Genomic DNA, 19628 nt, shown 5'->3' with positions numbered 1-19628 from the left:
CAAATACCCTCTTAAAGATTGCAAAAAATGCAGGCAAATTTTATAGCTTGCTAGCGTTGTTTTTTAGGTAGTCTTTTACGCCATCAGCTGTTGGTTTCATACCTGCTTGCCCTTTTTGCCAGCCTGCTGGGCACACTTCGCCGTGCTCTTGGACAAATAGTAGCGCATCAGCCATTCGTAGCATTTCGTCCATATTTCGTCCAAGTGGCAAATCATTGATAACCGCGTGGCGAATGATTTGGTCTTTGTCGATTAGGAAGCTACCGCGAAGTGCTACCGCTCCATTTACTAGGACATCATAGTCGCGAGAGATTTGCTTAGTGATGTCAGATACCATAGGGAAGCTGACATTGCCAATGCCACCTTGGTCTACGGGTGTGTTTTTCCACGCAAAATGCACGACATCAGAGTCGATAGACACTCCGATGACATTAAATCCTTTTTCGGCAAAATCTTTCGCGCGGTGGTCCATAGCCAAAATCTCACTAGGACATACAAAAGTAAAATCTTTTGGCCAAAAGAACACTACCGCGCCATTTTTGCCTAGATTTTTGCTAAGCTCAAAGCTTTCTACGATTTGATTGTTTGCTAGCACTGCTGGTGCATTGAAATCAGGTGCTTTTCTTGTAACTAACATAGTTACTCCTTTTTTAGATTAAGATTTGATAATCAATAAAAATTATCAATTAGAATTGTAGCCTATAAAAAGTTAATCAATTTTTAAAAAACACAATTTTTTTATAAATTTTCTATGATTTTTATGAAAATCAACTAGATTTTTTGAAATTTTAGGCTTTTTTGCGCAAAACCATTTAGATATTTTTTGGCTTTTTATTGTGTTGTGTTGGTTATTTTGCTTTTGCTTCACTTTTGAATTAGTAATATTTGGCGATACACTTTGCCACAAATTTTTTACACAAAATTTTGTGGGCACTTCAGTCAAAATAGCATTTTTCACTCTTTTTATTTTGCATAGATTTTGTGTGGTTTTGCACCGCAAGATTTAGGCAATTTTTGTCATTTTTTGCTACCATTATGCTTTTTGTGATGATTTTATCTATGAGTCATCGCAGACAAACAGACAAAATCCAAAACGCGCAAATCTTAAGGAGTGCAAAATGGCAAATCTTTTTATCATAGAGGTTAATTACACCGTTAGCTTAGAGGTGATAGATTCTATTCTAGCGGAGCATAGAGCATATCTAGCAAAAGGCTATGAGCAAGGATTTTTGCTCGCCTCCGGACCGCGCAATCCAAAAACAGGCGGAATCATCATCGGACGATTTCCTAGCCTAGAATCCGTGCAAAAATTTACCAAAAACGACCCATACAACCTAAAAAACGCAGCCACATACAATATCATTGAGTTTAGCCCCGTGCTACACAATGAAGCAATAAATGGATTTTGTGGCAAATAGGCACGCCAAAATCAACCTCAAAACACAACAAAATAAAGGCACAAAATGAATCACATTATCCACACTATTGTCGATGCGGTAGGCTCTTTTGGCTACGCAGGGATTTTTATTATGATGTTTTTAGAATCTAGCTTTTTTCCTTTTCCCTCTGAAGTAGCGATGATTCCTGCAGGCTACCTTGTCTATCGCGGAGAGATGAATATGTATCTAGCACTTCTAGCGGGAGCTGGCGGGAGCTTAGCAGGTGCGCTTTTTAACTACTACTTGGCACTTTATTTTGGTAGAGGATTTTTACTAAAGTATGGCAAATATTTCTTTTTCACTCAAAAAACGATGGACAAAATGGATAGCTTTTTTCAAAAGCACGGCGAGATTAGCACATTTTTGGGTAGGCTCATTATGGGAGTTAGACAATACATTTCCCTACCTGCTGGGCTTGCGCGAATGAATATCATCAAATTTAGCTTTTATACAACTTTGGGTGCGACTATTTGGATAAGCATTTTGGCGGTGTTTGGATATTATGTGGGCGTGTGGTTTGGAGATGATTTAAGCATCAGCAACATTGTAGATATTTTTGCCTCAAAAGCCTCTCTTGGTGAGTTTGCAAGCATAAAGCAAAACTTGCGCTATATCGCATTTGGCACGCTAGGATTTGTCATCGTTGTCGCGCTCATCTACGCGCTTATATACACTCGCAAAAAGAGTTAAGATGAATCTTGTAATCGCACTAGATTTAGAAACTTTAGAGCAAAATCTATCGCTTATAAAATCGCTAGATTGCATAAGCGACTTAAAGGGCGATTTTGGGCTTGATTTTGCAGTGCCAAAAACACCAAAAAAAAGCAAAATCTGGCTAAAAGTCGGGCTTAGGGCGTTTGTGCGTGATGGCATAGGTGGCATAGAAGCGATAAAAAAAGTATGTGATTTGCCTATATTTTTGGATTTAAAAATTTATGACATTCCAAACACAATGGCAGATGCTATCAATGAGTGCGCAAAAATCGGCATAGATATGCTGACAATCCACGCAAGTGCTGGCAAAAGAGCTATGCAAGAAATAATGACAAGGCTAGATAAACTAGATTCTGCAAAACCTCTCATAATGGCAGTTAGCGCACTTACTAGCTTTAGTGAAGTAGAATTTGGCGAAGTGTATCACACTAGCATAGCACAAGCTGTGAGGGAGTTTGGCGATTCTTGTGCAAAATCTCGCATAGACGGTATGGTTTGCTCTGTGCAAGAGTGCGCACTTATCAAGCAATCCCACCCACAACTACTTACCCTAACTCCTGCCATACGCCCACAAATAAGCCAAAATGAGCCAAACAAAAATAACCCAAATAAAAAAGATGACCAAAGACGAGTAGCTAGCTTACAAGAAGCACATAGCGCAGGAGCGGATTTCATAGTCATAGGTCGTCCTATCTATCAGTCCCATTCACCACAAAAAGCCCTGCAAGACATACTTTTGCAAATGCAAAATCTCTAAGCCAAAATCTAAAATCCCATAAACTAAGGCAAAGATAAATGAGCAAAATCACACTTCTAAAAACCCCAAAAGAACTCCAAGCATACTGCATAAAAGCTAGGGAAAATGCCAATGCAAAATCCAAAAAAAGCACCGATAAAAAAGGCGATAAAAAATCCACTCTAGGCTTAGTCCCAACTATGGGTGCACTCCACGCAGGACACTCCTCACTCATAGCCACAAGTATCAAGCAAAACTCCCACACAATCGTATCAATATTTGTAAACCCAGCACAATTCGCACCAAGCGAGGATTTAGCCACCTACCCACGCACGATTGAAGCAGACATAGCGCGGTGTGAGGAGCTAGGAGCAAGTGCGGTGTTTCTCCCGCAAGCTAGCGATATGTATCAAAGCGATGATGAAGCAAGCATAAACCCACCAAAATCTCTTGCTTGCGTGCTTGAGGGATTTGCCCGCCCTAGCCATTTTGGTGGCGTGCTACAAGTGATTATGAAACTTTTTTGGCTATCTTGCGCTGATAATGCGTATTTCGGGCGCAAAGATGCCCAACAGCTTTTAGTCATACAAAAAATGGTAAAAGATTTTTTTATCCCCATTTCTATCGTGCCTTGTCCTATCGTGCGGGATAAAGACGGACTAGCTCTAAGCTCACGCAATGCCTATCTATCCAAAGATGAGCGCGAAATCGCGCGTGCAATCCCAAAAGCGATAGAATCTATGAAAAAACACTATGATGAAATTTCTGCAAAATCAACAAAATCAAAAAACCACAAAATAGATTCCAAAGAAGCGATTAGCGCAAAAGAAGTGCTTAGTGTGGGGCAAAAAGTGCTACAAAATAGTGGCGTGAAGCTAGACTATCTAGAAGCGTGTGATTATGAACTAAAAAGGACTGACACGCTTACGCCAGATAAAAGCATAATCTTGCTTGCGGGATTTGTAGGCAAAACTAGACTACTTGATAATCTATGGCTATAACTCCAAAAACACCACTACAATAAATACCCAAAATGCGCAAAAAAGCACCCAAATAAGATACAATCACAAAAATATCTTAATCCCCCCACTTTAAGGAATGCCAAATGATAAAAAACTTGCGCTTAGCTCTAGCCTTTGTTTCTTCACTTTTAATTGCACCAAGTGTGGCGTTTGAAAGCATAGATGACGCGCTAAAAAACGGCGTAAGCAAGGGGGATTTAATCTTTTATGGAAATTTCATAGGTGGCATAAAAGGCACTCCCACAATAGTAGGCAACAAAAACGCAGGACTTGCAAGCTACGGATATATGGGCAATATGGGATATTTTCTAGGGAATGTTGGGCTAGGATATACTTCAGGTTTTTACAAAAACTTCCGCGCAAGTATTAGCTTCCGCGCAATGGCTAGCTTTTATGATTCCAAAAAAGGTGGCGGAAGCGTGAGGGAGGATTTTTTTAACTCCAATCAAGCCGCTTTAGCAGAATCCTTTTTTGAATATTTCGATGGCGATACCAATGTCAAACTAGGCAGAATCGACATAAAAAATGAGTGGATAAACACACTTAGCGATGCGATTTGGGTGCGCAATCGCTCGCTAGAAAATCTACTCATAGAAGCGTTTTGGGTGTATGATTTTGGGCGGATTGATTATTATGCGATGACAAACTTTGTCCGTCCTAGTGAAGCAGGCGTGTATTATGCGGGAGCAAAGTATTATTTTTTAGATGACAAACTCACTCTAAAGGCTTATACTTACTTTTCCCCACCGATTTTTACCGCTGTGGGTGGGAATCTACAAGCAGATTTTGATATAGGCGAGAAGTTTGCACTTCAAGCTAGAAGTGGTGGGGCATATAGCTTTGAGCACAAAAACGCCCTGCAAGTGGTGCAATCTAGCGGGAAAAATGACGGCGGAGTGTTTTATCTGCAAGGGAATTTTTCGATGAAAAATACCTTTGAGATTGCAGCTGGATATGTGCTGACAGGATATAAAGCTGGGTGGGGTAGTCTAGGGATTTTGGGCGATGATATTAGCCCGTTTTTTGTGTGGGGAGGTCGCGCACTAAAAACACAGCCAAACGCTAATCTCATATATGGCAAAATCTCTGCAAAGCTAAAGAGATTTAACTTTTTTGTAGCTTATGGAGCGACTTTTTATGATGCGATAGAATCTGTCGCAAATAGTGCAAATGCTCCTGCCACGCAGATAAGGCGTGTGAAATCTACTCAAAACGAAGTAAATGCGGGCTTTGAGATTTGGTTTAGCGATAATGTCATAGGTGTGGTAAATGTCGCAAATACACATTTGGACTCTTATGGAGTGCCTACACTTACGCAAGTAAATGGTGGCTTGCGCTTAGCGTTTTAGCTAGTTTGTGGGATTGTGGGGGGTTATAGAATCTGTGGGGTTTATCTAGCTTGCCTACTTGCGAGAGAGTTCGTAGCTAGAGGAGGCGTGAGGCAAATAGTGGTTAGAAGAAGTGCTAAAGTGTTTGTTTGCCTATCATTTGCCTAGTGTTTTTCATTCATTAGCTAATTGTTTGTGATACATTTACTTTGGAATATATTTTGCTAGTAGGCAAACCAATAGTAAATGAATACTTGCAAGGAGTATATCACAAATGCAAGCACAAGAGCTAAAAAAGCTAACCCAAAATCACTATCCAAATATCCACTCAAATAACTATCACAAAAAGCAGGAAATCCAAGAAATCCATAAAATTCCTATGGTAGCTCATATAGTTGCTTTTTGCGCGATTTTTGCTAGGATTTTTCACTTTTTTGTGAGATTTTGCGCTCATATCCGCGCTTTTTTAGTGCGATTTGAGCTAGGACTTTATCGCTGTTGTTTTATGTCTTATATGGCTTACACTAGGATTTTTTTTTACAGCACTTTTTTTTACGCAACTTATTGCGCGACTTACCTAGCAAAATCTTGGATAAATTCCAAAGCAAAATCTTGCGTGAAAGTCTTACTAGCACCTTTTGCACTCTGCCTTGTATGCGCTTCTAGCCCACTATCTGCCAACACACTAGAATGGGAAGATTTAGAGGACACACAAAAAGCCTTGCTAAAAAAGCTCTGGGCAGTAGGCAAGCCATTTGATTTCCACTACGCACTTATCGCTATTTCTTATACAGAATCTAGGCTAGGACTATACCCGCTAAACCTGCAAACTTATGACTGCGGAGTGCTACATATCAATATCAAAAGCTATCTTAGGTTTAACAAAATCAAAGACTCCCCGCTAAATCGCAATATCTATTGTGGCAATCTAATAATCAATGAGGATTTATCCATAAACGCCGCGCTAGACACACTGCAATACTTTTATAACTATTGGTCTAAGCGCAAAAAAAATCCCCTAGAATACGCCATAAAAAGCTACAACGCGGGATTTAAGGTAAACTCAAGGTCGGCACAAAAATACTACAACAAAATATACAAAAACATAAAAGCCGTGCAAAAACTAGAAAAACAAGGCTTGCTACGACAGCAAAGAGCAAATAAGGTGCAATAAACCCGCTTTTGCACACTTTTGCAAAAACCTAACTCAAACCATTTGCAAGACTCTTTGTTCTAGTTTCCCAAGCCTCCACAAATACCTATCAATATCCCTAAAGCTACATTCTTTAAGTCCAAAAAATTCTCTAAACTTCTCTAAAATTTCTTTGTATTTTTTATAGTCTTTCAAATCTTTTTTGCTAAATTTTGGAGCAAAATTATACTCTTCATTAAATTCTTTTAGCTTTGTTTTTACGATACTATCTATGATGACAAAATCATCTTTTCCATACACCACACTACTATGCCACACACAATACTTACTAGCAAATGATAGGATTTGCTTCCCTCCTTGCTCCTCTATTTGTGTCTTGCCAAGACTTGCTATATCATCTACGAGGGTTATATCGCCTTTTCGCACCCTATCATCAAAGCCTGATTGTAATATTTTCTGCGCTACTTGGGGGATTTTGTAGCTTTTGGTTATGTTTGTGCTATAAAGCCTATCAAGACAAGCCACTTTTATGATGATTTCATTTAGATTTAGATTTGTATTGGTAGGATATGACTTAAAAAGCCACTCCAAAGCACTAGCTTCATATTTGTAGTGCATAAAGCTAGGTTCTTGCTCCCACAAGGCAGAGATTCTATCCATTTCATTTTTACTTGGTTTGCTTAGGTTCATTTGTGTCTCCTTTACCATTCTTTGAATGTTTTTACATCGCCTAGTTTTAGCCTAAAAGATTCAATCTTATTTTTCTCCTCTATTTCTTGAAAGTAGTCATTTCCAATGACTTTTTGTGCTTTCATTTTCATTTGCATTTGAAAGTGGCTATCTGCTAGGTAGTATGCACCACTACCATTCTCATAATAATAAAGTTGCCATTGAACGATACCATTGCCAATCTCACTAACTCGAACCATAAGCGTCATTCCATCTATGCGCACCAAATCACCATCACAATACTTTGCGCCAGCCACCTTAAAGCAAGCGAGTTGAAGCTTATTTTTTTTCTTTTTCATACTCATTCTTTAATCTTTGTTTTTCATTCCTAATAAAATTAGAATTTGCTGGATATAACTTACCTTTATAACTAGCAACCATTATATTGTCAGGTTCATAATAAGTTATTTTAATGTTATCTTCAATTATCTTGTCTTTTTGTAATTTTTGTGCGTTCCAATATTTTTTTGTGATTTTGACTTTAAAATCATCGCTGCCATTACCATTTACGGCAAAGGACTTAGATTCTAATGTGTTTGTATCTATGGGTTTAAAAATAGGACAATGAAGTTTACTAAAAAGCATATTAGTGTATGTTATATTTCCAAAATCAACTTCTCCTGTGTCATAGTTCACATTACCACGATTTATACCAAATTATAGTCTGAATTGTGTTTACTGCTTCTCTTATGGTTACTTTCCGTCCGCTCGGTGTCATATAATAGTCTTTACCTTGCAATCTTGCCATACTAATTTTCTCAATAGCGAAACATATCTTTGTTTTATCTTTCTTTGTCTGACCAAAAGCCTCACTTGCTCCAGCCACAATCCAGCTACAACCAGAAAATAAATATAGCGACAACCAACTAAATAAGCACAAGGAGAGTATTTTTACCATTTTTGTATCCTAGTAGTAAACTTGATAGCTTGCATTCTACCCCCCCCCCTACTTAAGATTTCCTTAAATGATAAGGTTTCTTGGAAAAATTGCACCGAAATTTTAAAAATCGTTTAAATATTTTTCAAATCCAAAAAGCATTGATTTATAACTGATTTTATAGATAGCAAACCTGCTTTATCAAGCAAACCCTTTGGGATTTATCTTTTGCCGATATAATGCCGAGTTTTTAAGCATCTGCACTTTGATTTTCAAAAACTTTAATGCGAAATCTAAACATAAGGAAATAAATGGCTTTTAGCACTTCAAGTGCGTTTTTGGGTGCGTATGTGGGGGCTTTTTGTAGTGTGGGCGATTGTCCTAGAGAATACACGCGCGTAGGCATAGGCGCGCAATACACCCATTTGCAAGATTCTTTATATCCTAGCATCTATCTTTCCTAACGCTTTTTCCACAAACCGTTTTAGATTTTGTGCGCTAAATCTCGCTTAGAAATTTTGCAAAAGCATTATGCCTTTGGATTGTGCCACTAGGTTAAAGTGTGGGGCAAGGCGAGCAAAAACCTCGCTATATGTGGCAAAATCACTTGATTTTATAGCGATACTTACGCGCTTTTTTGCGCTAAGCAGGGCTGCAAGCTCACAGCTAACCCCCAAATCCTCGCACTCTTTTAAGTCCTTTAGCGCGTAGATTTTCTCCCTAAAAGGCTCTAGCGCAGGGCTTTGCGCGTGCAGTGTGTCAAATTTGGCGTGGGTATAAAACTGCGCACTATATGAGGGACTAAGCCCGATATATAAGAGCTCACTATCCCCGCTAAAGTGCGCAAAAATATCCTTGTGATGATAGGGCGCAAGTGCCTTATCCGCGCTAGGTGTGGCAATAAACGCACCAAATCCCGCGACAATTACAAAAGGCGCAATCCAAATGTATTTTTTAAGCCCACTTTGGAAAATCCACTGCGCAAGCAATATGCTAAATGGAAGTGCGCAAGGCAGCACATAAGTCCAAAGCACATTGCGCGAGAGCGTGAAAAAGGCAAGCGGAGTAAGAAGCCAAAGCGTGAGATAAAGCGTTTTGGCGTTGTTTGCTAGCAGGGGAGTAAAGATAGCATTACAAACGCGCTTGCTAGCTCCGCTTAAATGTTTAAATTCTGAACTTTTTTGTGCGTTTGGCACAGAGCTATCTCGCCCAAAGATTTTGGCGACAAAAGCGCACAAAAACCCAACAAAAGCCACACTCCAAGGCAAAAACGCCACAAGGAAAAACAGCCATATACTCCCAAGCCTACGAGAGTGCGCACTGCCGTATAAATCCCCCTCCCAGCCACTTACCAAAAACCGCTTGAAATGCTCTCCCACGATAAAATACTCCAAAAACCCCTCACTTCGCGCTTCACACGCCACATACCACGGAAGCGCGATAAGCAGGGCTAGCACACTTCCACTAAAAAGCGGAAAATGCCTAAAGTCAAGTCGCAAACTCGCGCAATCACAAAATCGCCTAGCCAAAAAGACAAGCAGCACAAAGCCCACAAGTGGCACGCCAGCTAGCACAAGGATAAGCGGTCCTTTTGCCAGCAAGCCTAAGCCAATCCCTACAAAAAAGGCATAGCCCCAAAGGCGTTTGGTTTTGGAGGTTTTGCAAGTTGTGGTGTCTTTGGAGATTGTAGCTTTCTCACTACTACATTCTTGCGAGCTCACCACATTTGCTACGCTACATTCCCCCACACATCGCCAAAATCCCACCATACACAGCCCCACGCAAAGGAGCAAAAACTCATCAGTCATCACCGCCCCCGCACTCACAAGCCCAATCGCACTGCTTGATAAAATAATCGCGCTTGCAAGGGCTAGCAAGATATGACGCCTTTTGGCAAAATTGGCAAAATCACTTGCGCCATTTGCACCGACATTTGCGCCACTGCTTGCACTGCTATTTAGATTTCCGCCTGCGTTGGCATTTGCACTACTTGCTTTGTTTGTGCCATTTGAGGACTTGCTTTCAAAGTCCCACGCAAAAAAAAGCGCACACACAAGCACACCAACGACAAAGGGGGCGATTCGCGCACCAAATTCATTTATCCCAAAAATCCACATTCCAACCGCGCTCCCCCAAAAGCTAAGCGGAGGCTTCCCCCAAAAGGGCTGCTCATAGGTGTAATGCAGCACCACCCAATCATTTAGCTCTAAAATCTTTCGCGCCATTTCGGCATATCGCGCCTCTGTGGGGTCCATAAGCGGGTAGAGTGCGAGGCTAACCAAACGCACGATGAGGATAAAGCCAAGTAGCGCGATAAGCGCGTAAAGCAGGGCGTTTGTGGGGTTTGTAGAGTTGGTAGAGTTTATGGGGGGAGTTTTGGGGTGAGAGTGTGGCGTGCGTGGCATTTATCTTATCCTTTGGTTTTTAGATTTTATAACGCTCTAGAATGTGCAATTTGGGATTTATCAAAATCTTTGCGCTTCTCATCTGTCGTGTCTTTAAAATCTAGAAGCGTGAGCTCCTTTTGCACTAAATTTGGGCTCGTGAAATTTTGGCACGCGAAATCTTTGCGCGTGAAATTTGGCAAGCGAAACTCATTTTTTATCGCTCCATTAGATTGCAATCTATCAGCAATCATATCAAAATAAGGCTTATGCAGCTCGCAGCTTAGCCATTTGCGCTTGAGCTTTTCACATAGCATTATCTCGCCACCACTTCCACCAAATAGCACAAACACGCTATCCCCCTCATTTGTGCAAGATTTGATAAACATTTCTACAAGTGCGGCGGGAATCTGACAAGAATGGAAAGTCTTATCCTTGCTTACATTTTTGACTAAATCAAAATAAAACCACGAGTAGGGCATTCGCCCTTTTTCGCCACGCGCTATTCTTTCTTTTATCCGCTTATCAGTTGGATTTTGATAAGGTAGGGCGATATTGTCTTTGTAGAAATGATTGTCTTTGGATTTTGTCGCGTGCAAGATAGAGCGGTGCGCGGTGGTAAGCCGTCTTTTGCTATGTCCTACATTGGTATTATACACCCACACATATTCGCATACATCATAAGCAAGGTTATCAAGGCATTTCACGCGCAAATAGGCATTTTGCTTGGGATAATTCATAAAAAACGCATTGCCACTAGGTTTTAGCACGCGCAGGGATTCTTGCGCCACCTTTGCATACCAATCTATATAATCCTCCCATTTTTGCGTGTATTTGCTCCCATTATAATCAATTCCCACATTATAATCAGGGTCTCCCCAAACCATATCCAAGCATTCATCTGGCAAGGATTGCAAAATCTTTAGCGTATCATCGTTATGGATTGTATTCCACTGCATTTTAGCTCCTTACCAAAACATATTCTCTAGATTTTAAAAACACGATAGAATCCAAACACAAAGGCTCGCTAAAAGTATAAGCCCAAAGTTTTAATCTCTCTGCTTTACGCACCAAATAACAACAAATAATTTTATTTATCGGTAGTTTTGAGCTATGATAATACAAAAATGGGTGATAGATTTGATAGATATTAAAATCTTTTGGCTCGCCATTTTTTGCTTCAAAAATGCTGATAGTGCCGTTAAACTCGAGTGTCAAGTCGATTTTTATTTGCTGATTTTGGGCGATGATTTCTTGGGATTCAAAAAAGTATTGAAGTGTGGATTTTGTGCGGTGTGGGAAGTAGGTTTTGGGGCGTTTATCGATACTAAGAGTGCTAAAGTCCAAATCCTCCCCAAATACAAAATCGTGCAAAATGCGCTGATTGTTCGCTACGCTTAAAATATTGCTTTCGCTATCGTTGTATTCATTTAGCAGGCTTTGTTTGTAGCTCCATTTGAGAGATTCTTGTATCGGCTCAAATGCGTGATAGAGCTTATCTATACCTTTGATAAATTTATGATTGCCACCGCCTAAATGCAAGAGGGCAATATCATTGTCTTTGAAATATCGTGGCAATTTATCGCTACAATCAAGTTTTGTCGCATCAAACGGATTGCCAAACTTATGCTTTTTTGAAATCTCTTTAACTAAGTCGTTGTGAAAGACAAAATCATTTCGCGCCTCACAATGTCGATACAAATCAAGCAAGACAAGATGCTTTTTGTTTGTTTTTACACGCATATCCTGCCTTAGCATTTTTTATCTTTTTTCATTGTATTTGCCATTATAAATACTTGTTAGAAAATCTTTTGTCATATCATAAGAGATTTCACTATCTTTTAATCTATGATTTATTAGCCACTTATTAGGTATTTGAAGTCTGCCACTATTTTCATTAAATGTCTTACTCCAATTTCTATGGTCTTTTAGAACCCCTTTGCTAAAATCAATCTCTTCTAAAGCATAGCATTGTGTCCCTTTGATGCTGATTTTTCGCTCCCCATCATTTTTTGATTTGGCAAAACCATAGTGAGTTTTTAGGATTAGATAGGATTTTTCTGCGTTGATATTATCTATGCTTTCTTCCACATAATCCTTATATATACGATTTATCGCCGCTATTGCATTGTTTGTAGAGCCCTCTTTTTGCACCTTGATATTTATCAAAAACAAAATATTTTTATACAAACCATAGCAATCAAAGCTATACTTTGTCGCCGAGCTAGTAGATATTTTTTTGATTAGGATTTCATCACTATTGCTATGAAATTTTTTTGTATAAATTTCTAGTTTTGAAGTGATAAATTCCTCCAAAATAAAGCCGATTGCCGTAGAAGTCTCAATGCAATTATTTGGATTTTCAAGTAAATTATAATGCTCTAGTTCAAGCAATAATTCATCGCCTGATACTTGATATATCGTGTCTAAATACGCTTTTATTTTATCTTTTGCTTCGCAAATATTTTTAAAATAAGCATTCATTCACGCATTCTTTTTTATTTATAGATTCTATGATAGCAAGCCCTATCGCCTTTGCAAGTAGTGGCGGGACTGCATTGCCTATTTGGACTAATTGCCATTTTTTGCTCCCTTTAAATATAAAATCATCAGGGAAACTCTGCAATGCAGCCAATTCTCTTGGTGTCATAACTCTTGGAAGCAATGGATGGACATTCACACCTCCGTGATTTTCTTTCACAGTGCTTGAGGGTTTATCCCAATACACTCTTTTCCACGCATCAGAGTAATTTTCATAAAGCGATTGCCCTTCTTTGAGATTTTTTAGCCTCTCTATGATGTCTTTTGAATGTTTGGTAAATTCGTGATTGATAGCTTTGTTTTCATCTAAGTGCAAAAACCGCTCTATGGCATTTTTTACGGTTTTGTAGTTGTGTTTATTAAAAATAGGCTTAGGATGGTAGTTCCTTTTATGCGCTCGATTGCCGATAAATATCACTCTTTTGCGAAGCTGTGGCACGCCATAATCCGCTGCACAAAGCGTGGTTACATTGATTTCATAGCCGATATTTGCATAATCTTTGATGATTTTGCGCTCCACTTCGCCATTTAGCATTGAGCGGATTCCCTCTACATTTTCCATTAGAATAAAATCTGGTTGCAATCGCCCTACAATATCTAGCATTTCCACATATAGCGTATTTCGTTTGTCATCTACTATGCGATTTCCAGCCATACTAAACCCTTGACAAGGAAATCCCCCAGCAATCAAATGTATATGCGTATTTTTTGCATAATTGATTAAATCGTTTTTTGCGCCCAAATCACTAATATCACGCGCTATAAAATGTGGCTTTGTGCCTAGTTTAGAGCAAATATTGTGTTTATATGTGCTTATAGCAGAATCCAAAATCTCCGCACAAGCTATGGGGGTAAACCCTGCCATCATAAGCCCACAAGACAATCCACCAGCACCAGAAAATAAATCTATCATATTATAAGAGTTATCGCATTGATTTACCCAACCATTGATATTTTGCATTTGCTTAGCAATATCAATCCAATGCACAATGTCTTTTGTCTGTCTCGCTTTAGCTTTGGTGTTTTTAGCAACTTGTGGTGTGCCCCTCCAGCTTTCAAAATCTAGCCTTGAAATATGATATTTGGAGTGCTTTTTGGTAGATTGCAGATTTCCATTCGCCACTTCTCTGCGAACAAATTTTACCGACATATTTGTCTCTCTTGCAACCTCATCAATGCTAAGCATACTCACTCCAAAATAGGGCTAAAATCTACTTGACTTACCACACTTACTATACCCATATTTTGCGTCTATATCGGCATTACGCGAATGCTAGAATCTAGATTTTCTTGCAGGACGGATTCTATGGCATAGAGCGTGCCTGTGGCAGCACTCGCACACCCATCGCACGCCCCCATATATCGTATGTAGATGTCGATATGCCCATCGCTTGTGTCCTTTATATCAAGGATTTCCATATTTCCGCCGTCCATCATTAGCATTGGGCGGATATTTTCATCGATGACTTTATCCACCATTTTTACCTTTTGCACCATTGTCATATCTGCGAATTTCGCGCCATCACTTTGGCTTTTTTCGTATTGGGTTTTTAGCTTCTCGCTCTCCATTTCCGTGCGCACAGCGTTTAAAATATCTACTAGATAGTATTCGCGCTTCTCGTGCCCGCCCGGCTTCACACAAGACTTGCAAAACGCACCCGCTTTGGTGTATTGGGTAATTTCCTCTACGGTTTTTAAGTCATTTAGTCGTATGACTTCTTTTATCGTGGATAGGCTTACGCGCGCGCACTCACACACGATGATTTCATCTTCAAAGTCTTCGGCATTTTTGCCTAGATAGAGCCCTGCTGCTTTTTTGATGACATCATAAGCCATTACCGAGCAGTGCATCTTTTGCCCTGGGACAGCGGGTGTATCTGGGTCATCACGCAGTGCCTTTTCTACATCGATATTAGTGATTTTTACCGCTTCTTGCACGGTTTTGTTTAGGCACAGCTCCACCATCATATCGCTACTTGCGATAGCCGTCCCACAGCCAAAGCTCTTAAACTTCGCATCAATGATTCTGTCATCTTTATCCACGAGCCAATACAGCCGCACCGCATCGCCACACGACTCCGCGCCATAGTCCGCTATGATGAGCTTCGCGCCTTTGGCGTCTGCTTGCTCTTGGGTGATGACACCTAGATGAGTTGGATTGTCCATTCGCTGTGCTACTTTTTTGCTATATGCGTCCCATAACGCACCGCCGATTAAGTCATTTTTTGCCATTTGTTATCCTTTGTTGTTTTGATTATTGCCTAGAGTTTTTTTTTCAATCGATTCTACAAAGTGCTTTTGGTCTATTTTTGGGATTATGTGGCAAAGATAAATCTGCCTTAAATCAAACGCGTAAATAATCCACAAAAAAAGCCAAGCACAGCCTACACCAAATATGAGCTAGAAATATTGCGCAGTCTTTCTACTGCCCTCCTAAACACTTCTAGCGTATAAACTACCTCCTCTTCGGTATTAAACCTACTAAGTGAGATTCTAATAGCCGTGTGCGCTAGCTCTTTATCCGCTCCTACGGCTACCATTATAGGGTTTGCCTCCAAGTCCTCACTAGCGCACGCACTCCCCGTGCTACACGCGATTCCAGCCTTGTTCAAATCCCACAGCATTGCCTCCCCCTCTATGCCTTTGACACTTACCAAAATCGTATTTGGCACACGATGAGTAATGTCGCCTATGACTTGCACATCGGGGATTTCTAGCAAGCCAGATTCTAGCTTATCACGCAAAGACTTCACATAAGTCCCCTCAAATCCCAAGTAATCATTTGCAAGCTGCATAGCCTCGCCCATACCCACGATATAAGCGACATTTAGCGTGCCACTTCTCCTCCCGCGCATTTGCTCACCTCCGTGAAGTAGCGGAGTTAGGCTTACACCTTTGCGAATATAGAGCGCACCTATGCCCTTTGGTCCGTGAAATTTATGCGCTGATAGGCTTAGAAAATCCACATTTGCTTTTTGGACATCCACAGGGATTTTGCCGATAGCCTGCACCGCATCGGTGTGAAAAAGCACGCCTTTTTGCTTACAAATCGCCCCTATTTCTTCTATGGGAAATACCGCTCCTGTTTCGTTGTTTGCCCACATTACGCTTACTAGCGCGGTTTTAGGTGTGATTGCTTCTGCGACTTGGTGGGCAAAAATCGCTCCGTGCTTATTCACAGGCAATCGCGTGATATTTACACCCAAAGATTCCAAAAAATCGCAAGTAGCACCGATAGCTGGGTGCTCCACTTCGGTAGTGATGATATGGTTTTTTTCGCTATTTGCGATATTTCCACCATTATGAATCAAGTCAAAATACACTCCCTTTAGCACCCAATTATTTGATTCTGTCGCGCAAGAAGTGATGATTATGTCATCTTCATCATTCGCATTAAGTCCTGCATACATTTTCTCGATAGCATCGGCTATGGCTGGGTGCGTTTCTGTGCCAAATTTGTGCAAGCTATTTGGATTGCCAAACTGCTCGCCAAAAAACGGCTCCATAGCTTCTTTGACTTTGGGGTCAATCATCGTTGTAGCGTTGTTGTCTAGGTAGATTCTCTTTGTCATTTTTTTCCTTTTTGTGTTGCTTGTTTGTGTCGCCTTGCAAATGCGGATTTGTGTTTGGGATTTGCGCTGTGGATTTTGCACAAAAATCACTTTGGTTAATTGACTAAACCGCGCTTTGACTTAAATCAACCTTGCAAAACAGATTTTTAGATTTAAGGCAAATAAAGGCATAAAAGGCAGGTTTTGCAAAAATCTAGTAATATTGATAATCCACTTGATAATAAATATATGATTGTGGCTTGAGCTTTGGGGGCAAAAATGCCTAGCAAAGCGATAAAACTTAAAAATTTAAGAAAACTTTAATATTTGGTTGATTTTGCGCGGATTGTAGCACATATTTTGTAATGTGTAGTCAAAATTTCATATCCCAAAATAAGATTCTCTACCAAAAATAAGACAATTATAAGAATCCAAAAAATCAGCCAAAAACACAAAATTAGGGAAAAATACGCAAAAATTTGCCCAACAAATTGATTTTATAGCCAAAATTGGATAGAATCCTTGAATTTAAAATTTATAGAGCAACTCTTACAAATAGCTCTCAAATAGCTCTCAGTTGCTAGGATAAACCAAATACGACAAAGGTGCAGTATGGATTTCGATATAAAATCTCCTATTTTGGGCTTTGAAGATGTCAGCAAAATGACATTAGAAAAAATTGATGATATTTTTATGAGACTTAGCAACACCGATGGCACAGCCCCTGTATTTGTGCTGATAAATCCATTTGCCCTGCGTCAATATGACTTTGAAGTCCCTGTGGCTATGGAGCTTCTGCTTGATTTAAAAAATTCCAAAAATATCCTTATCGCAAACATTATGGTAATGCAAACACCTATCCAAAACTCCACGATAAATTTCCTAGCCCCACTTGTGTTTAATTTTGACAACAAAACAATGGCTCAAATCGTGCTAGATAGCTTCAAATACCCATCTTATGGCATAGCAGAGCCCATCTCTAAATGGTATAAAGAGGGCGATGAAAACCCACAAAGCCCAACAAAAGAAGCCGATTCCAAGAAAAGCTCAAAAAAAGACGATTCTGCAAAATCTAAAAAGAAATAAAATTAGCCTCTAAAAGTTTGAAGTCTATATGGAGCTTTTTTGCAAAAGCAATATCTTGCGCCACTATTTTTTAAGCGCGACTTATCAAGGTTGCACTTTTAAGGTTGCTCGGCATTCTCTTTTAGCTTAAGTTTGAATAGCTTTTTGTCAAAGATTACGATATAAAACAACCCATCAAAAATCTTTATATCAAGCACATACCCCTCTACTTTGACTTCACATTTGCGCATATCCCCCACAAGTGTTTTGGCTTTGAATTCCACCTTTTGGTTTGTCTCCACAGGAGCGAGAAACTTCACATCAGAGCCTATGATTATGGAGTTTTTCTTATTTATCGCACATAGTGCGGCAAACCCCGCTGCACTATGGACAAACCCCGTATGCGTTATGCCTTTATCCACCTCCATATCCTCGCGTGTGGTTAGAGTGATAGTGGCTTTGTCTTTGCCGATTTCCTCCATTTCGCCACAAAAATGCGGATTGATAGCATTGCCCACCACGCGCTCATCAGGGAATAATCTATCTACTTTTTCCTCTTCCTCAATCTCTTCTGCCATTTATTTTCTCCTTAGCTTAAAATACGCCCGTTTTGGCGCGGGATAGCCCTCACTTGTGCGCGTAGAGTCGTTTTCGTCAAGGAAAGATTCTAGGCTTAGGGAGGTTATCCACTTTGTTTGTCTTTGCTCATCTGTGGTGGTTGGCACTATGGCAAGTAGCTCCACCTCTCCAAATCCACAGCGATATGCCCACCCCTCAAAAGCCCTCACACTTGGGATAAAAAACACATTGCGCATTTTAGCATAACTTTTTTTAGGGCTTAGCACAAATTCCATTTTTGTAAATCTCTCAAGTTTTTCGCTCAAAGCCAGCCTTGCCTCTTGTGGCAGGCTTGCCAAAATCTCCTCACCTAAGTCAATCTCATCTATCACAAGCGTATCTACAAACGCCACCCCACCAGAATCTAGTGCGTTTGCAAGGGATTTTAGCGTGGCAAACACATCGCTTCTATGATACAGCACGCCTAGACAAAAAAGCACATCAAATTTTTCGCACTTTGTAGCACCGCTTCGGCTAGATAGTGCATTTGTCTTGTGAGATTTTAGCGTGTTTTGGGATTTTAGGTATTCGTCTAAATCTTGCACACCCAAAAGCTCATACTCAATAGGCAAGTCCAAAAAATGATTGATAAAGCAAAATTGGCAAAAAAACAGCGCACTAGGGTCAAAGCCCACCAGCTTTCGCGCCTTGTGCAAGCTCATCGCAAAGAGATAAAATCCATTATTACACCCTATGTCGCCCACTATCGCGTTTTCTAAGAGATTTTGCGCATAAGGCAGTAGCAAATCCCACTTCACAAAGCTCTGCCACTCGCTATCTATATGCAAATCCCCCAAAAAAAATGGTCCCTTCCTCCACGAGCGCAAATCCCACGCTAGAGATTCTATCATCTCATATATGCCCTGCTTGTGATTTTTTGGCAAGATTTGGGGAATCCTTATCCCTCTGTCATAGCGATATTCGCACTTGCCTTTTGGCAAATCCTCACTAAGCTGCTTTAGCCTACATAGAAGTGGCACGATAGGCTTAGCCCTAAGCAAGTGATATTTATCGTGGATATTCTCTAGCAGATTTTGCATTTTTACCTTTTGTGATTTTTGGTTGCTTTTTGTATTTGGTTGTGGCTTCTTTAAGTGAGTGCTAGATTTGCACGATTTTTTCGCACTTTTTTTATGATTTTTGCGTAGCAAATCAGTGGCAAATTATAAACAAATCAAACAAAGATATTATAATTTCTTGCAAATAAAGCACTCTTTTACAAACAATTTTTTTACAAACTTATTTTTTGATATTGTTTTTTTTTTTTTTTGTATAATTCAGCCTTTATTTAGCTTTTAGCTACATTTTTTATCAAAGGCATTCATTATGCAAAATCTTTTAGGCACTACACAAAGTCGATTAGCGCAAAGTTTATCGCTCACACACGGTCTTTTTCATAAAGTGATAAATACGGGGGGGGGGGGCGAATACACTTCATTCATTAGATAAATCTCCCAAAAATACACTCTAT

22 protein-coding genes are annotated in these 19628 nt (G+C 39.9%); 8 read left to right on the top strand and 14 right to left on the bottom strand.

Translation table 11 applies throughout. From position 1 onward, the window contains the following. Nucleotides 1–40: 40 nt before the first annotated feature. Complete coding sequence (locus CQA40_RS03160; RefSeq protein ID WP_115519509.1) at nt 41–637, bottom strand: peroxiredoxin; 597 nt, start codon at nt 635–637, stop codon at nt 41–43. A gap of 481 nt (nt 638–1118) precedes the next feature. Between CQA40_RS03160 and CQA40_RS03150 the strand changes: the two genes are divergently transcribed. The 6 genes from CQA40_RS03150 to CQA40_RS03125 all read left to right on the top strand — a co-directional run bounded on the left by CQA40_RS03150 (nt 1119) and on the right by CQA40_RS03125 (nt 6413). Continuing rightward, nucleotides 1119–1418: a YciI family protein gene (locus CQA40_RS03150; protein ID WP_115519507.1), complete on the top strand. Its 300-nt coding sequence runs from the start codon at nt 1119–1121 to the stop codon at nt 1416–1418. A gap of 45 nt (nt 1419–1463) precedes the next feature. Further along, entirely contained in the window at nt 1464–2129 is a 666-nt protein-coding gene (locus CQA40_RS03145) for a DedA family protein (protein ID WP_115519506.1), read from the top strand. 1 nt (nt 2130) lies between these two features. Next, the gene (gene pyrF, locus CQA40_RS03140) at nt 2131–2910 is read left to right on the top strand and encodes an orotidine-5'-phosphate decarboxylase (protein ID WP_115519505.1); all 780 of its coding nucleotides are present in this window, start codon (nt 2131–2133) and stop codon (nt 2908–2910) included. A 47-nt stretch (nt 2911–2957) separates the two neighbouring features. Further along, nucleotides 2958–3890: a pantoate--beta-alanine ligase gene (gene panC / locus CQA40_RS03135; RefSeq protein ID WP_408941407.1), complete on the top strand. Its 933-nt coding sequence runs from the start codon at nt 2958–2960 to the stop codon at nt 3888–3890. Between the two features lie 104 nt (nt 3891–3994). Further along, nucleotides 3995–5260, top strand: coding sequence for a hypothetical protein (locus CQA40_RS03130; RefSeq protein ID WP_115519503.1), 1266 nt, complete (start codon nt 3995–3997; stop codon nt 5258–5260). 253 nt (nt 5261–5513) lie between these two features. Next, nucleotides 5514–6413 carry a hypothetical protein gene (locus CQA40_RS03125; RefSeq protein ID WP_115519502.1) on the top strand — a complete coding sequence of 300 codons (900 nt, stop codon included), beginning with the start codon at nt 5514–5516 and terminating at the stop codon, nt 6411–6413. A gap of 33 nt (nt 6414–6446) precedes the next feature. Here CQA40_RS03125 and CQA40_RS03120 read toward each other — a convergent pair whose 3' ends face one another. The 11 genes from CQA40_RS03120 to CQA40_RS03065 form a co-directional block, all read right to left on the bottom strand. Next, a complete protein-coding gene (locus tag CQA40_RS03120; RefSeq protein ID WP_115519501.1) occupies nt 6447–7082 on the bottom strand; it encodes a hypothetical protein in 636 nt (211 codons plus the stop codon). Nucleotides 7083–7093: 11 nt separating this feature from the next. Next, nucleotides 7094–7420 carry a hypothetical protein gene (locus CQA40_RS03115; RefSeq protein WP_115519500.1) on the bottom strand — a complete coding sequence of 109 codons (327 nt, stop codon included), beginning with the start codon at nt 7418–7420 and terminating at the stop codon, nt 7094–7096. After that, nucleotides 7401–7757 carry a hypothetical protein gene (locus CQA40_RS03110; protein ID WP_147290148.1) on the bottom strand — a complete coding sequence of 119 codons (357 nt, stop codon included), beginning with the start codon at nt 7755–7757 and terminating at the stop codon, nt 7401–7403. The genes CQA40_RS03115 and CQA40_RS03110 overlap by 20 nt, the downstream gene beginning before the upstream one ends. A 491-nt stretch (nt 7758–8248) precedes the next feature. Beyond that, entirely contained in the window at nt 8249–8449 is a 201-nt protein-coding gene (locus CQA40_RS03100) for a hypothetical protein (protein ID WP_115519497.1), read from the bottom strand. 58 nt (nt 8450–8507) lie between these two features. Next, nucleotides 8508–10403: a glycosyltransferase family 39 protein gene (locus tag CQA40_RS03095; protein ID WP_115519496.1), complete on the bottom strand. Its 1896-nt coding sequence runs from the start codon at nt 10401–10403 to the stop codon at nt 8508–8510. A gap of 26 nt (nt 10404–10429) precedes the next feature. Further along, entirely contained in the window at nt 10430–11341 is a 912-nt protein-coding gene (locus tag CQA40_RS03090; RefSeq protein ID WP_115519495.1) for a site-specific DNA-methyltransferase, read from the bottom strand. Between the two features lies 1 nt (nt 11342). Continuing rightward, nucleotides 11343–12125 carry a type II restriction enzyme gene (locus tag CQA40_RS03085; protein WP_115519546.1) on the bottom strand — a complete coding sequence of 261 codons (783 nt, stop codon included), beginning with the start codon at nt 12123–12125 and terminating at the stop codon, nt 11343–11345. 18 nt (nt 12126–12143) lie between these two features. Next, entirely contained in the window at nt 12144–12866 is a 723-nt protein-coding gene (locus CQA40_RS03080) for a UpaP162 family type II restriction enzyme (RefSeq protein WP_115519494.1), read from the bottom strand. Then, the gene (locus CQA40_RS03075; RefSeq protein WP_115519493.1) at nt 12850–14109 is read right to left on the bottom strand and encodes a DNA cytosine methyltransferase; all 1260 of its coding nucleotides are present in this window, start codon (nt 14107–14109) and stop codon (nt 12850–12852) included. The genes CQA40_RS03080 and CQA40_RS03075 overlap by 17 nt, the downstream gene beginning before the upstream one ends. Nucleotides 14110–14174: 65 nt before the next feature. Continuing rightward, nucleotides 14175–15155, bottom strand: coding sequence for an iron-sulfur cluster assembly scaffold protein (locus tag CQA40_RS03070; protein ID WP_115519492.1), 981 nt, complete (start codon nt 15153–15155; stop codon nt 14175–14177). A gap of 152 nt (nt 15156–15307) precedes the next feature. Then, nucleotides 15308–16495, bottom strand: a complete 1188-nt coding sequence (locus CQA40_RS03065) for a NifS family cysteine desulfurase (protein WP_115519545.1) — start codon at nt 16493–16495, stop codon at nt 15308–15310. Between the two features lie 591 nt (nt 16496–17086). On the opposite strand from CQA40_RS03065, the gene fliW reads away from it, so the two are divergent. After that, nucleotides 17087–17560: a flagellar assembly protein FliW gene (gene fliW / locus CQA40_RS03060; RefSeq protein WP_115519491.1), complete on the top strand. Its 474-nt coding sequence runs from the start codon at nt 17087–17089 to the stop codon at nt 17558–17560. Nucleotides 17561–17658: 98 nt separating this feature from the next. Here fliW and CQA40_RS03055 read toward each other — a convergent pair whose 3' ends face one another. Continuing rightward, the gene (locus CQA40_RS03055) at nt 17659–18117 is read right to left on the bottom strand and encodes a hypothetical protein (protein ID WP_023926826.1); all 459 of its coding nucleotides are present in this window, start codon (nt 18115–18117) and stop codon (nt 17659–17661) included. Continuing rightward, nucleotides 18118–19197 carry a DUF1698 domain-containing protein gene (locus tag CQA40_RS03050; protein WP_115519544.1) on the bottom strand — a complete coding sequence of 360 codons (1080 nt, stop codon included), beginning with the start codon at nt 19195–19197 and terminating at the stop codon, nt 18118–18120. A gap of 286 nt (nt 19198–19483) precedes the next feature. Here CQA40_RS03050 and CQA40_RS11545 point away from each other — a divergent pair, with 286 nt between their 5' ends. Beyond that, on the top strand, nt 19484–19606 hold the full coding sequence (locus CQA40_RS11545; RefSeq protein WP_258864439.1) for a hypothetical protein: 123 nt from the start codon (nt 19484–19486) through the stop codon (nt 19604–19606). Nucleotides 19607–19628 lie beyond the last annotated feature (22 nt).

The organism is Helicobacter sp. MIT 01-3238 (assembly GCF_003364135.1).
Taxonomy (GTDB): Bacteria; Campylobacterota; Campylobacteria; order Campylobacterales; family Helicobacteraceae; genus Helicobacter_B.
Note: the sequence above shows the minus strand (reverse complement) of the source record. Positions and strands in the feature narration are given on the sequence as shown.

Coding starts and splice junctions, on each gene's coding strand:
- CQA40_RS03090 (WP_115519495.1), bottom strand. CDS start 11,341: ATGCAGTGGAATACAATCCATAACGATGATACGCTAAAGATTTTGCAA.
- CQA40_RS03085 (WP_115519546.1), bottom strand. CDS start 12,125: ATGCGTGTAAAAACAAACAAAAAGCATCTTGTCTTGCTTGATTTGTAT.
- fliW (WP_115519491.1), top strand. CDS start 17,087: ATGGATTTCGATATAAAATCTCCTATTTTGGGCTTTGAAGATGTCAGC.
- CQA40_RS03075 (WP_115519493.1), bottom strand. CDS start 14,109: ATGCTTAGCATTGATGAGGTTGCAAGAGAGACAAATATGTCGGTAAAA.
- CQA40_RS03120 (WP_115519501.1), bottom strand. CDS start 7,082: ATGAACCTAAGCAAACCAAGTAAAAATGAAATGGATAGAATCTCTGCC.
- CQA40_RS03160 (WP_115519509.1), bottom strand. CDS start 637: ATGTTAGTTACAAGAAAAGCACCTGATTTCAATGCACCAGCAGTGCTA.
- CQA40_RS03050 (WP_115519544.1), bottom strand. CDS start 19,197: ATGCAAAATCTGCTAGAGAATATCCACGATAAATATCACTTGCTTAGG.
- CQA40_RS03095 (WP_115519496.1), bottom strand. CDS start 10,403: ATGCCACGCACGCCACACTCTCACCCCAAAACTCCCCCCATAAACTCT.
- CQA40_RS03130 (WP_115519503.1), top strand. CDS start 3,995: ATGATAAAAAACTTGCGCTTAGCTCTAGCCTTTGTTTCTTCACTTTTA.
- CQA40_RS03150 (WP_115519507.1), top strand. CDS start 1,119: ATGGCAAATCTTTTTATCATAGAGGTTAATTACACCGTTAGCTTAGAG.
- CQA40_RS03070 (WP_115519492.1), bottom strand. CDS start 15,155: ATGGCAAAAAATGACTTAATCGGCGGTGCGTTATGGGACGCATATAGC.
- CQA40_RS03125 (WP_115519502.1), top strand. CDS start 5,514: ATGCAAGCACAAGAGCTAAAAAAGCTAACCCAAAATCACTATCCAAAT.
- CQA40_RS03115 (WP_115519500.1), bottom strand. CDS start 7,420: ATGAAAAAGAAAAAAAATAAGCTTCAACTCGCTTGCTTTAAGGTGGCT.
- CQA40_RS11545 (WP_258864439.1), top strand. CDS start 19,484: ATGCAAAATCTTTTAGGCACTACACAAAGTCGATTAGCGCAAAGTTTA.
- CQA40_RS03055 (WP_023926826.1), bottom strand. CDS start 18,117: ATGGCAGAAGAGATTGAGGAAGAGGAAAAAGTAGATAGATTATTCCCT.
- pyrF (WP_115519505.1), top strand. CDS start 2,131: ATGAATCTTGTAATCGCACTAGATTTAGAAACTTTAGAGCAAAATCTA.
- CQA40_RS03100 (WP_115519497.1), bottom strand. CDS start 8,449: ATGCTAGGATATAAAGAATCTTGCAAATGGGTGTATTGCGCGCCTATG.
- CQA40_RS03065 (WP_115519545.1), bottom strand. CDS start 16,495: ATGACAAAGAGAATCTACCTAGACAACAACGCTACAACGATGATTGAC.
- CQA40_RS03080 (WP_115519494.1), bottom strand. CDS start 12,866: ATGAATGCTTATTTTAAAAATATTTGCGAAGCAAAAGATAAAATAAAA.
- CQA40_RS03145 (WP_115519506.1), top strand. CDS start 1,464: ATGAATCACATTATCCACACTATTGTCGATGCGGTAGGCTCTTTTGGC.